Origin of the sequence: Azorhizobium doebereinerae UFLA1-100, from assembly GCF_000473085.1 — a bacterium.
GTDB lineage: Bacteria > Pseudomonadota > Alphaproteobacteria > Rhizobiales > Xanthobacteraceae > Azorhizobium > Azorhizobium doebereinerae.
In genome coordinates, this window is the sequence record NZ_KI421496.1 from 17,165 (window position 1) to 29,755 (window position 12,591).

Annotated in this window: 8 protein-coding genes; 4 read left to right on the forward strand and 4 right to left on the reverse strand. The window is 68.0% G+C overall.

Translation table 11 applies throughout. The annotated features are described in order from the left end of the window. Positions 1-90: 90 nt before the first annotated feature. The 4 genes from YU1_RS0125870 to YU1_RS0125885 all read right to left on the reverse strand — a co-directional run bounded on the left by YU1_RS0125870 (position 91) and on the right by YU1_RS0125885 (position 8,318). Positions 91-2,043 (reverse strand): methyl-accepting chemotaxis protein, encoded by a 1,953-nt coding sequence (locus YU1_RS0125870; RefSeq protein ID WP_051357387.1) that lies wholly within the window; start codon positions 2,041-2,043, stop codon positions 91-93. A gap of 336 nt (positions 2,044-2,379) precedes the next feature. Beyond that, positions 2,380-4,404: a methyl-accepting chemotaxis protein gene (locus tag YU1_RS0125875; protein WP_245263458.1), complete on the reverse strand. Its 2,025-nt coding sequence runs from the start codon at positions 4,402-4,404 to the stop codon at positions 2,380-2,382. A 250-nt stretch (positions 4,405-4,654) separates the two neighbouring features. After that, the gene (locus tag YU1_RS0125880; RefSeq protein ID WP_051357389.1) at positions 4,655-6,634 is read right to left on the reverse strand and encodes a methyl-accepting chemotaxis protein; all 1,980 of its coding nucleotides are present in this window, start codon (positions 6,632-6,634) and stop codon (positions 4,655-4,657) included. Between the two features lie 355 nt (positions 6,635-6,989). Continuing rightward, positions 6,990-8,318 (reverse strand): MFS transporter, encoded by a 1,329-nt coding sequence (locus tag YU1_RS0125885; protein WP_029006490.1) that lies wholly within the window; start codon positions 8,316-8,318, stop codon positions 6,990-6,992. A 285-nt stretch (positions 8,319-8,603) separates the two neighbouring features. On the opposite strand from YU1_RS0125885, the gene YU1_RS0125890 reads away from it, so the two are divergent. The 4 genes from YU1_RS0125890 (at position 8,604) to YU1_RS0125905 (ending at position 12,549) form a co-directional block, all read left to right on the forward strand. Then, positions 8,604-8,798: a twin transmembrane helix small protein gene (locus YU1_RS0125890; RefSeq protein WP_029006491.1), complete on the forward strand. Its 195-nt coding sequence runs from the start codon at positions 8,604-8,606 to the stop codon at positions 8,796-8,798. 19 nt (positions 8,799-8,817) lie between these two features. Beyond that, positions 8,818-9,402 (forward strand): cob(I)yrinic acid a,c-diamide adenosyltransferase, encoded by a 585-nt coding sequence (locus YU1_RS0125895; RefSeq protein ID WP_029006492.1) that lies wholly within the window; start codon positions 8,818-8,820, stop codon positions 9,400-9,402. Between the two features lie 165 nt (positions 9,403-9,567). Then, entirely contained in the window at positions 9,568-10,992 is a 1,425-nt protein-coding gene (locus YU1_RS0125900) for a mannose-1-phosphate guanylyltransferase/mannose-6-phosphate isomerase (RefSeq protein WP_156922497.1), read from the forward strand. Between the two features lie 150 nt (positions 10,993-11,142). Continuing rightward, positions 11,143-12,549 (forward strand): cytochrome P450, encoded by a 1,407-nt coding sequence (locus YU1_RS0125905; protein ID WP_029006494.1) that lies wholly within the window; start codon positions 11,143-11,145, stop codon positions 12,547-12,549. Positions 12,550-12,591 lie beyond the last annotated feature (42 nt).

Below are 12,591 nucleotides of genomic sequence, written 5' to 3' on the forward strand. Positions count from 1 at the left end.
CGGCCCTTCGGGTCCGTATCGAGATGTGAAAGGGCGGCCTCCGGGCCGCCCTTTTTGTTTGCGCCCCGCTCCTGGGCGAAGCTGGAGGCGTCAAGCGGCGCGCACGCTCAGGAGGAAGGTCTGCACCTCCACGCGCAGGGCCTCCGCCTGCTGCGACAGCTCGGTGGCCGAGGTGAGCACCTGGACCGCGGCGCTCGACGAGGCCTGGGCGGCGCGCTCCACGCCGGCGATGGTCATCGTCACCTCGCTGGTGCCGGCGGCGGCCTGCTGGATGTTGCGGGCCACTTCCGCGGTGGTGGCGTTCTGCTCCTCCATGGCGGCGGCGATGGCGGTGGTGCCCTCGCTGATCTCGCCGATGGTTCCGGCGATGCCGGTGATGGCGCCGAGCACGTCCCCGGTCGAATCCTGGATGCCGGAGATGCGCGCGGAGATGTCGGCGGTCGCCTTGGCGGTCTGCCCCGCCAGGCTTTTCACTTCCTGCGCCACCACGGCGAAGCCGCGCCCGGCCTCGCCGGCGCGGGCGGATTCGATGGTGGCGTTCAGCGCCAGCAGGTTGGTCTGGTCGGCGATGGTGTCGATCAGCCCGACGATGGTGCCGATCTGGTTGGCGGAGCCGCGCAGCTCGGTCATGCGGCCGTTGGTCTGGTCCACCTCTGAGACGGCGCGATCGGCCACTTCCGACGAGCGCGACAGGCGGGCGCCGATCTCGCGCGCCGAGGCGGAGAGCTCCTCCATGGCGGCGGCCACGGTCTGCACGTTGGCGGTGGCCTGGTTGGCGGCGGCGGCCACGGCGATGGCCTGGATGGTGGTCTCCTCGGCGGTGGAGGTGAGCGTCGAGGCGGCGGTCTGCAATTCGGTGGCGGCGGAGGCCACCATGTCCACGACGGCGCCCACCGCCAGCTCGAAATGGTCGGCCAGCGCCCGCATCTCGCCCTTGCGGTGCTCGGCCGCCGCATGGTCCTCGGCCTCGCGCGCGTGGCGCAGGCGCTCGGCCTCGGCGAGGCCGTCGCGGAACACGGTGAGGGCCCGGGCCTGGTCGCCCAGCTCGTCATTGCGGGTGGCATAGGGGATGGGCGCGGAGAGGTCGCCGCCGGACACCTCGTCCATGGCGGCGCTCACCTTGGTGATCGGCCGGGCGATGCCGAACACCGCATAGAGGCCCGAGGCCACCGCCGCCAGGATGGCGAGGATGGTGAGGACGAGGATGCGGAAGAAGCCGTCCGTGAGCGCTTCCGCCGAGGCCGTGTCGAGCGCCCTGGACTGCGCCCCCGCCTTGGTCTCGGCGGCCTGGATCTGCGCGGTCACGAACTCGATGGCCGGCTGGTTGCGCTGGTCCAGGATGTCCCGCTTGCCCTGGGCCTGGGCGATGCCGTCGCGCACGGCGGCGCTATAGTCATTCAAGGCGGCGTTGATGGCCTTGACCTCGTCATCGACCGCCGGTGTCCCGCGGCCGATGTCCGCGATGATGGCGAGGGCCTGCCGCGCGGCCTTTTCCTCCTCGTTGACGGCCTCGATCTCGGCGGCGTCGGCCGTGGCGGTGTAGCGCCATGCGGCCCGGTCGATCTTCTGCAAGCTGCGATCGAACTGCGCCAGCGTGGCCGCCGCTGCCTCGCCCTTGGCCTCGCCGAGATCGCTCAGCGCGGCCTTCAGCGTGTCCTGGGCGCTCTCCAGACGCGCGGCGATGTCGGTGCGGGCGCCGTAGGTGGCGAGTTCCGCCCGTTCCGCCACCGCGAGGTCGGCGATGCCGGTGGCGATTTCCCCGAGGCGGGATTTGATGCGCTGGTAGAAGTCCCGGTCCTCGGGCGTCATGGCAAGCGCGGTTGCCTGGTCGAGCTGCCCGTTGGCGGCGGCGATGGCGAGGGACATCTTGCCGAGGATGACATCCACTTCCCAGCCGGCCGACGCCAGGCGGATGTCGTTGGTATGGAGCTGGATCTGTCCCAGCAGCGCGCCGGCGCGCTGGGTGTGGCCGAGAATGCTCCTTTGCGTGTCCGCGGCGTGGTCCGCCTCGGCGATCTGGGCCGAGGCCGAATGGCGGCTCACGAGAATCCCGAAAGCCAGAGCGACGACTATGCTTGAGGCCAAACCGAGTTTTGCACCAATCCCCACCTTGAACTTGGCCATTATCCACCCCGTTATAATATTTATATTTTTAGGCCGGGACAGACCCAGATCAGGGAGCACCCCGGATCTGTATTGTGCAATCCATCGTCATATTTCCGCAATATCCGCGCGCGGACGCGGGCGCCGCATCCGGCGAGACTGTCGCCCAGGTGTCGATTGAACGGAAAAGGGCGGCCTCTCGGCCGCCCCTTGAATCCGGTTCCCTGGATCCGATTTCCTGGATCCGGCTCCCTGGATCCGGCCCGTGCCGCCGGCTCAGGCGGCGCGCACGGTGTCGAGGAAGCGCTGCACCTCGGCGCGGAGCGCAACCGCCTGCTTCGACAGGTCGGTGGCAGAGGTGAGCACCTGCATGGCGGCGGTGGAGGAGGCCTGGGCGGCCCGTTCCACGCCGGCAATGTTGGAGGTCACCTCATTGGTGCCGTCCGCCGCCTGCTGGATGTTGCGCGAGACTTCCGCGGTGGTGGCGTTCTGCTCCTCCATGGCGGCGGCGATGGCGGTGGTGCCCTCGCTGATCTCGCCGATGGTGCGGGCGATGCCGGTGATGGCGCCGAGCACGTCCCCGGTCGACCCCTGGATGCCGGTGATGCGCTCGGAAATGTCGGCGGTGGCCTTGGCGGTCTGGCTGGCGAGCTCCTTCACCTCCGAGGCGACGACGGCGAAGCCGCGTCCGGCCTCGCCGGCGCGGGCGGATTCGATGGTGGCGTTCAGCGCCAGCAGGTTGGTCTGGCCGGCGATGGTGTCGATCAGCCCGACGATGGTGCCGATCTGGTCGGCGGAGCCGCGCAGCTCGGTCATGCGGCCGTTGGTCTGGTCCACCTCGGAGACGGCGCGCCCCGCCACTTCCGACGAGCGCGACAGGCGGGCGCCGATCTCGCGCGCCGAGGCGGACAGTTCCTCGATGGCGGCGGCCACCGTCTGCACATTGGAGGTGGCCAGCCCCGCGGCGGCGGCGACCGCCGTGGCCTGGGTGGTGGTTTCCTCCGCCGTGGCGGTGAGGGTCTCGGCGGCCGACTGCAGCTCGGAGGCGGCGGACGCCACGGTCTCCACCACGGCGCCCACCGCCGCCTCGAAGCTGTCGGCCAGGGCCACCATCTCCGCCTTGCGGGCCTCGGCCGCCGCGCGCTCCTCGACCGTGCGCAGTTCCCGCTGGCGCTCGGCCTCGGCGAGCCCGTCGCGGAAGACGATCAGCGCGCGGGCCTGGTCGCCGACCTCGTCCCGCCGCGCCTCATAGGGGATGTGCGCGGAGAGATCGCCATCGGACACCTGCTCCATCGCCTCGCTGACATGACGGATGGGACGCGCGACCCCGAATACGGAATAGATCGCGGCGCCGATGGCGGCGAGGATGGCAATGAGAGAGAAGATCAGGATCTGACCCATGCCGTTGTCGAGGGCCGTGTTGGCGAACTCGTCGGCTTCCTTCGACTGCTGGATGCCTTCGTCGGTCACTTCGCGGAGGATCTTCGCCGCCTCGGCCATGGCCGGCTGGGCGCGGTCCTTCAGGATCTTCTCGCGCGCCTGAACCTGGGCGAGGCCGTCGCGAACCGACTGGATGTAGTCGTCGAAGGCCTTGCGGGCGGCGTCGATGTCGGGGGCGATCATGGCGATGCCGCCCATCTTCTCCCGGACCGCGTCCACCGCCTTGCGCCCGGTGTCCTCGTTGACGGTGATCAGGTTCAGCTGCTTGGTGTCGTCCTCGATGATGTAGCTCCACGACGCCATGTTGACCTGGTCGAGGATGGCTTCGAGCGGAGCGACCTCGCGCGCGCCGTCCTCGTCACCCAACTCGGACAGGCGGTTGGCGAGGTTGGAGAAGGCGACGCGTGCCGCCATGCGGATGCCGGGCCGCGCATCCATGGCGTCCATCTGCGCGGTCTCGGTCTTGTAGACGTCGGCGATGGCAACGCCGATCTGCTCGAACAGGCCCTGGAGCTTGCGGAAGACCTGACGGTCGTCCTCGTGGGTCTCGATGGCCAAGGTATCGTCCAGCCGCTTCTTGGCGGCGGTGACGTCCTTGTTGACCTGCTTCATCATGTTTTCATTGTCGAGATTGGCGAACGACAGCCGCATCTCGGCGGCGCTCACCCGGATGCGGCTGAGCAGGAGGCCGACGTCCTGGAGCTGGTCGAAGATCCTGGCCTGGAGCCGCGCGTCCTCGGTGGCTCTGGCGATCTGCGACATGGCGATCTGCCGGCTCACGATCACCCCGGCGGACAGCAATATGAGGATGGCCGAAGCAATGCCGAGCTTCAGCCCAATTCCGAGTTTCAGCTTCATCATGACGTCGCAATCCGAGATGGCCAATTTCGGGTCACAACAAGGGGACGTGTGGCTTGCTCGGACCTTGCACGCATTTCGTGCATGCGAGTCTTCGTGAAGATTAAAACGTCAGCAGCAAAGCAGCGGAGATATCCTCTTTCCAGAAGGGTCCATCATGTGGACCTGTATGCATAAGAACAGCAAGCAATATACTTAAGCGGAACCGGAGGCGGCGAGCCGGAATCTATCACCGCCTCCAAGGGCTTGAGGATCAGGCGGCGCGCACGCTCAGGAGGAAGGTCTGCACCTCGGCGCGCAGGGCCTCCGCCTGCTGCGACAGCTCGGTGGCCGAAGTGAGCACCTGCATGGCGGCGGTGGAGGAGGCTTGTGCCGCCCGCTCGACGCCCACGATGTTCTCGGTCACCTCGCTGGTGCCGGCGGCGGCCTGCTGGATGTTGCGGGCCACTTCCGCGGTGGTGGCGTTCTGCTCTTCCACGGCGGCGGCGATGGCGGTGGTGCCCTCGCTGATCTCGCCGATGGTGCGGGCGATGCCGGTGATGGCGCCGAGCACGTCCCCGGTCGAATCCTGGATGCCCGAGATGCGCTCGGAAATGTCGGCGGTCGCCTTGGCGGTCTGGCCGGCGAGGCCCTTCACTTCCTGCGCCACCACGGCGAAGCCGCGCCCGGCCTCACCGGCGCGGGCGGATTCGATGGTGGCGTTCAGCGCCAGCAGGTTGGTCTGCCCGGCGATATTGTCGATGAGGCTGATGATGGTGCCGATCTGGTCGGCGGAGCCGCGCAGCTCGGTCATCTGGCCGTTGGTCTGGTCCACCTCGGAGACGGCGCGATCGGCCACTTCCGTCGAATGGGACAGGCGGGCGCCGATCTCGCGCGCCGAGGCGGACAGTTCCTCGATGGCGGCGGCCACGGTCTGCACGTTGGCGGTGGCCTGATTGGCGGCGGCTGCCACGGCGGTGGCCTGGGCGGTGGTCTCCTCGGCGGTGGAGGTGAGCGTCGAAGCGGCGTTCTGCAATTCGGTGGCGGCGGAGGCCACCATGTTCACCACAGCGCCGACGGCGGACTCGAAGCGGTCCGCAAGGCTGTGCATCTCGATCTTGCGCGTCTCGGCGGCTTCCCGCTCCTCGATGGTGCGCTCCTCGCGCAGGCGCTCGGCCTCGGCGAGACCGTCGCGGAACACGGTGAGGGCGCGAGCCTGGTCGCCCAGTTCGTCATTGCGGGTGGCGTAGGGGATGTGGGCGGAGAGATCGCCGCCCGACACCTCGTCCATGGCGGCGCTGATCTGGCGGATGGGCCGGGCGATGCCGAAGACGGAATAGAGCGTCGAGACGATCGCGGCGACGATGGAGATGACGGAAAACAGCAGGATCTGCATCATGCCGTTCTGCTGGGCGGCGAGCGAGGCTGCGTCGGCGGCCTTGGACTGGTTCGAGGCCGTGGTGCTGGCCTGCTGCAGCAGATCGTTGACCTGAAGGGAGATCGGCCCCATGCGGTCCTCAAGGATCTTCCGCTTGAGCTGGACCTGGGCCACCCCCTCCTGCACGTACTTCAGATATTCTTCGAAGAAGTCGCGCACCGACTTGATGGTGGTGGCGATGAGCGGGTCGGTGCCGGCGGTCTGAGCGACCGAATCCAGCGTGGCGCGGCCGGCCTTGGCATTCATCTCGATGATCGGCAGCTGCTTGGAATCCTCGGTGGCGATGAAGCGCCAGGCCGACAGGTTGATCTGCTGGAGCTTGCGGTCGAGCAGGGCGAGGTCGGAGACCGCATTCTCGCCCTGGCGGGAATTGAGGTCGAGCAGAGCGGCCTTCGCGTCGTCGAGGGCGCCGTCCCAGCGCACGGTGATGCCGGTGCGCCGGTCGAAGGATTCGAGTTCGGCCTTCTGCGCCAAGGCCATTTCGCTGACCGCCTGGCCGATCTGGGTCAGGTTGGTCTTGATGCTGGCGTAGGCGTTCTTGGCGGAGGCGACGGTGGTGAGACGGCCGGCCTCGTCGATCAGGGACGTGCCTTTGGCAAGGTCGGCATTCACCTTGGCCAGGAGGCTGTCCACCTCGGCGACGGAGAAGGAGAGCCGGATGTCCTTGGCGTTCGCCTGGGCCCGGTTCAGCGCCGTGCCGGCCCCGTCGATCTTCTTCAGGATCTCGTCTTCGGCAGCGGAGGCCGCATTGGCGGTCTCGATCCGGCCGGACGCAATTTGCCTGCTAAGTATGACGCTGCCGGAAAGAAGTACCAATATACCGGACACAATCCCGAGCTTGTAGCCAATCCCAAAACGAAAAGCAGCCATGGAATGCCCCACCCAGGTTGAGGTTCAAAAAATCCCGCAAAGCAAAGATATTCAGCCTTGCCCCAACCTTGCATTCACCCTGTTCTGCCATCCCGTCAATCAAAATTGCCCACCTGTGATTGCATCACGGAAGAATGCTTGTTTGGGGGGGTGTATTTCTCAGATTGTAATTTCGCTGCGATGCAACGAGGAGTGCATGTTGCGTTGCATTCGCGGGGCTCGCCCCGCGGTGCCGCGCGCACAAAAAACCCGCCCGGACCGTGCGGTCGGGCGGGTTGTACCGGGGTGCGGCAGGCGATCGTCAGGCTCGCGCCTGCGCTCCAGCGGCGGCCGGGCTGCGGCCGGTCGCGGCGAGGAAGAGGCCGATCGCCACTCCCATCACCGAGATGGCGACCAGATAATGGGCATGGGCCAGCGGATCGATCTGCAACGCCAGGGTGACGAACAGCGGCGTCAGCCCGCCGAAGATGGCGTAGGACACATTGTAGGAGAAGGACACGCCGGTGAAGGCGACCGCCGACGGGAAAGCCCGCACCATGATGTAGGGCACGGTGCCGATGACCCCCACCGAGAGGCCGGCGAGGCCGTACAGCGGGATCAGCAGGTCGGGACGGGGGCCGATCACGGTGTAGAGCGCATAGCTCGCCGCGCCGAGGAACACGCTGCCCACCGCCAGCACGCGGCCGCCGCCGAAGCGGTCGCACAGCGCGCCGGCCAGCACGCAGCCGACCGAGAGGAAGAAGGTGGCCACGCTGTTGGCTTCCAGCGTCATGGGCGCGGGGATGGCGTGGCGGGTCTGGAACAGGGCCGGGGTCATGAGGATGACCACCACGATGGCGGCGGTGAGCAGCCAGGTGACCAGCATGGAGATGATGACCGCCGGGGTGTGGCGGTGCAGCACCACCTTGAGCGGCAGCTCGGCGGCGAGCTCACGGCGCGCCTTCATCTCTTTGAACACCGGGGTCTCCTGGAGCCAGCGGCGCAGATAGACCGAGGTGAAGCCGAACACCCCGCCCAGCAGGAAGGGAATGCGCCAAGCATAGGCCACGATGTCCTGTTGGGTGAACACCGTGTTGATGGCGGTCGCCACCAGCGAGCCCAGCAGGATGCCGCTGGTCAGCCCGCAGGTGAGGATGCCGCAGGCGAGGCCCACATGGCGGCTCGGCACATGCTCGGACACGAACACCCAGGCACCGGGAACCTCGCCGCCGATGGCCGCGCCCTGGAGCACGCGCATGGCCAGCAGCAGCACCGGCGCGGCATAGCCGATGGAGGCGTAGCTGGGCAGGAAGGAGATGCCGAGCGTGGACAGCGCCATCAGGAAGATGGACAGCGTGAACATGCGCTTGCGGCCGGCCTTGTCGCCGAAATGGGCCATGATGATGCCGCCGAGCGGGCGGGCGAGATAGCCGGCGGCGAAGATGCCGAAGGCCTGGAGCTGCACCAGCCACAGCGGAATTTCCGGCGGGAAGAACAGCTTGCCCAGCACCGTGACGAAATAGACGAAGATGATGAAGTCGTAGAATTCCAACGCCCCGCCGAGCGCCGAGAGCACGAGCGTGCGGATGTCGTTGCCGGAGAGCGGTCGCTTGGAGGCGGCGGGATGGGTGGGGGCGGCGGGAGCGGTCATAGGTGCGGAACTCTGCGGGACGCCTGAGGCGTGTTGGGGATTGCCGCAGTCCGTGCCTTGTTGCGGCGCAATATTCAAGCGCGAAATGACAATCTGACGACATCTCGTGCATACCGGCCCTGCACTGGGCGCAAGCTTTGGAAAGCCTTGCCCAGCCTTCCCCAGCGTCGCGGAACATCTTCCGGCCGGCGGTCGGGACTTCGGAATGGGGTGCAAGTGGCGCCGGGGGCGCTATGTTAGGGTCAAGACGCGCGTTCAGGCGCGCCGCCCGTGCGAGGAGCGCCCATGCTGCACTGGACCATCTATCTGCTGATCCCGCTCGCTTTGGCCAGTGTCGCCGGAGTGCTGATCCTCGGCCTGTTCAACCTGGCCTCCGGCGGCTCCCCGCAGCGCTCGCAGAAGCTCATGCAGCTGCGCGTGCTGTTCCAGTTCCTGGCGGTCATCCTGGTGATGATCACCATCTACGCCATGCGGCACTGAAGGGGCGGACGCGGCAGCCATGGTCAAGCTGAACAAGATCTACACGCGCACGGGCGACGACGGCTCGACCGGGCTCGGCACCGGCGAGCGCGTGGCGAAATACGATCTGCGCGTCGCCGCTTACGGCACCGTGGACGAGGGCAACGCCGCCGTGGGCATCGCCCGGCTGCACCTTGCCGCCTATCCGCAAGTCGATGCGGTGCTGGCGCGGGTGCAGAACGACCTGTTCGACCTCGGCGCCGATCTCTGCGTGCCGGAGCGCCCCGATGCGCCGCCGCCGGATTTCGAGCCGCTCCGCATCGTGCCCGCCCAGGTGCGCCGGCTGGAGGAGGACATCGACCGGCTGAATGCCGAGCTGTCCCCCCTCACCTCCTTCATCCTGCCCGGCGGAACCCCGGCCGCCGCTTATCTGCACCTCGCCCGCACCATCGTGCGCCGGGCCGAGCGGGAGATGGCGGAGCTGGCCCGCGCCCCCGGGGAGCATGTGGGGGCGGAGGCCCTGCGCTACATCAACCGCCTGTCCGACCTGCTGTTCGTCGCCGGGCGCTACGTTAACGGGCACGGCGCCAACGATGTGCTGTGGGTGCCCGGGGCCCATCGCTGACCCGCGTCTTTATATCGAGCCATATAAAAATACCGCCAACCGTTCAGCTTGCCTTAGCGTTTTGGCTCACACTATCTTTTGCAATGCACGCGGCGCATGACGTCGAAGCGCCTGCGCTTGAGGGCTCGGGTTGAGCCGCGTCACCACACTCCAGGATGGGAACGCATGGGCATGCGCCAGAAAATCGTGCCGGTTGTCTTGGCTGGCGGCACGGGAACGCGGCTGTGGCCCCTGTCGCGCCAGAGCCTCCCCAAGCAGTTCATCTCGCTGGTGTCCCACAACACGCTCTATCAGGACACGCTGCTGCGGGTGGCCGAAGGGCCGCTGTTCCATCCGCCCGTCGTCATCACCGGCACGGATTTCCGTTTCTTCGCCAGACGCCAGGCGGCCGAGGTCGGCGTCCAGGCGGCGGTGCTGCTCGAGCCCGCGCGCCGCGACAGCGGCCCGGCGCTGCTCGCCGCCGCTGCCTATGTGCGCGAGCACCATGGCCCCGAGACCCTGATCCTGGCGCTCGCCGCCGACCATGTGGTGGGTGATCCCGCGGCGTTCCGCGCCTGCGTGGAAACCGCGGCGGCCGCCGCCGAGGCGGGCCATATCGTCACCTTCGGCATTCGTCCGCAGGGGCCGAGCACGGCCTATGGCTACATCAAGCCCGGCGCGGCGCTGGATGCGGCCGGCGCGGCGCGGGTGGAGCGCTTCGTCGAGAAGCCCGACGCCGCCACCGCCGCGCGCTATGTGGCCGACGGTTATCTCTGGAACTCCGGTAATTTCCTCTTCCCCGCCGGCCTGCTGCTGGACGAAGGCGCCCGGCTGGAGCCCGAGACCACGGCCAGCGCCGTGGCGGCGGTGGCCGGCGCGCAGGAGGACCTCGGCTTCCTGTCCCTGGAGGCGACCGCCTTCGCCGCCGCCCGCTCGGTCTCCATCGACTTTGCCATCCTTGAGCACACGGCCGCCGCTGCCGTGGTGGCCGGCGATTTCGGCTGGTCGGACATCGGCGCCTGGGACGCGGTGCATGCGGTGAATGACGCGGACGACCGGGGCAACGTGACCCAGGGCGCCGTCGCGCTGATCGACAGCCGCGATTCCTACGTCTACTCCGACGGCAAGCTGGTGGCCGGCATCGGGCTCGACGGCATTTCGGTGATTGCCACCGACGATGCCATCCTGGTGATGCCCTCCGACCGCAGCCAGGATGTGAAGGGCCTTGTCGGCGCGCTCACCGCCTCGCAGCGCAACGAGGTGGCCGAGCACCTGAAGATGCACCGGCCCTGGGGCACCTACCAGACCATCTGCCGGGGCGAACGCTTCCATGTGAAGAAGATCGTCGTGGAGCCGGGCGGCACGCTCTCGCTGCAGAAGCATTTCCACCGCGCCGAGCACTGGGTGGTGGTGAAGGGCACGGCCGAGGTGACGCTGGGCGAGAAGGTGTTCACCGTCCACGAGAACGAATCCACCTACCTGCCGTGCGGCGGCGTGCATCGCCTCGCCAATCCCGGCCGCATCCCGCTGGAGCTGATCGAGGTGCAGACCGGCTCCTATCTGGGCGAGGACGACATCGTCCGCCTGGAAGACGTCTACAGCCGGCGGTGAGGCTTGGGTCGGTGCCGCCGGCGGGTTGCGCCGGCGGGCCAGTGTTCTAAACCAGGGTGACGGGACGCCCCCGAGCCACCCGGTTCGCCGGGCTGTCGTCCCGAACGTCTCAGAGCCGGAGCCCGCCCGCCGGGCGCCGGGATCGGAACCATGCTGCAGTTGTTCTACAAGCCGGCGCCCATTCTGGAGGAGAGCGGACCCGGCTGGTTCGCGCCCGCGCGACCCAGGCCCTATGCCAAGCGCCCGCCGCCCCTGGAACTGGCGCTCGCCGCCAAGCGCAGCCTGATCTCGCCGTGGCAGGCGAACGACTACACCTCCACCTATGGCTCCATCCGCCTGTTCGGCCGGCAGGTGTTCCTGGCCAATTCCCCGGAGACGGTGAAATACGTCATGGCCACGCGCCATGACAATTACGAGCGCAAGAGTCCGCAGATGCGCCGCGCGCTGGAATACCTGCTGGGCGACGGCCTGTTCATCTCCGACGGCGAGACCTGGAAGCGGCGCCGCCCGCTGGTGAGCGACATCGTCCACAAGAACCGGGTGCCTACCTTCGGCCTGACCATGGAGGCGGTGACGCTGGCCATGGTCGAGCGCTGGCGGGCCCGGCCCGCGGGCGAGCCGTTCAACGCGCTCACCGAGATGGCGGAGCTGACCGCCGAGATCATCTCCCGCGCCGTGTTCGGCAACCATCTCGGTGCCGGGGCGGCGCATCAGGTGGTGGAGGCGTTCACCCGCTACCAGGGCCTGATCGACAATTTCAACTTCGGCTATTTCCTCGGTGCCGACGAGGGGCTGCCGGTGTTCCGCGGGCCGCGCCTGCGCCGGGCGGTGGCCCAGCTCGACCGGGTGATCGACAAGGTGGTGTCCGACCATCTGGCGGGGCATGGCGAGCACAATTCCATGGTCGACCTGCTGGTGAAGCGCCAGCAGAAGAGCCCGGAGCTGGGCCTCGACCTGTCGGCGCTGCGCAACGAGGCGGCGACCATCTTCATGGCTGGGCATGAGACCACGGCCGCCGTGCTCACCTGGGCCTGGTATCTCGTCGCCAACGCGCCTTGGGTGGAGGAGGCCGTGCTGGCCGAGATCGACCGGGTGTGCGGGGGGCGCACGCCAACGGTGGCCGACGTGCCGAAACTGGACTGGTGCCGCTCGGTGATCGAGGAGACGCTGCGGCTCTACCCGCCGGTGCCGATCCTCGCCCGCCAGGCCAAGGAGGCCGACCGGATCGGCGGCATCGACATCGACCCGGCGGCGCTCGTGGTTGTAGCGCCGTGGCTCTTGCATCGTGCGGTAGAGTTGTGGGAGCATCCCGAGCGGTTTCGGCCAGAACGATTCTTGAGCGAGCGTCCGGCACCCTACACATACATTCCTTTCGCCATCGGGCCGCGCATCTGCGCCGGCCTGGCGTTTGGGCTGACTGAATCGATCCTATGCTTCGCCATCCTGATCCAGCAGTTCCGCGTGCGCGTGGTGCCCGGCACCAAGGTCGAGCCCGCCAGCCGGCTGACGCTGCGCCCGGCGGGGGGGCTGCCGGTGACGGCGCAGCCGCGGGGGTAGCGGGGGGCCGCACCTCCCGCGGGCTTGAGCGTATATGTTGCG

Coding starts and splice junctions, on each gene's coding strand:
- YU1_RS0125875 (WP_245263458.1), bottom strand. CDS start 4,404: ATGATGAAGCTGAAACTCGGAATTGGGCTGAAGCTCGGCATTGCTTCG.
- YU1_RS0125885 (WP_029006490.1), bottom strand. CDS start 8,318: ATGACCGCTCCCGCCGCCCCCACCCATCCCGCCGCCTCCAAGCGACCG.
- YU1_RS0125890 (WP_029006491.1), top strand. CDS start 8,604: ATGCTGCACTGGACCATCTATCTGCTGATCCCGCTCGCTTTGGCCAGT.
- YU1_RS0125895 (WP_029006492.1), top strand. CDS start 8,818: ATGGTCAAGCTGAACAAGATCTACACGCGCACGGGCGACGACGGCTCG.
- YU1_RS0125900 (WP_156922497.1), top strand. CDS start 9,568: ATGGGCATGCGCCAGAAAATCGTGCCGGTTGTCTTGGCTGGCGGCACG.
- YU1_RS0125905 (WP_029006494.1), top strand. CDS start 11,143: ATGCTGCAGTTGTTCTACAAGCCGGCGCCCATTCTGGAGGAGAGCGGA.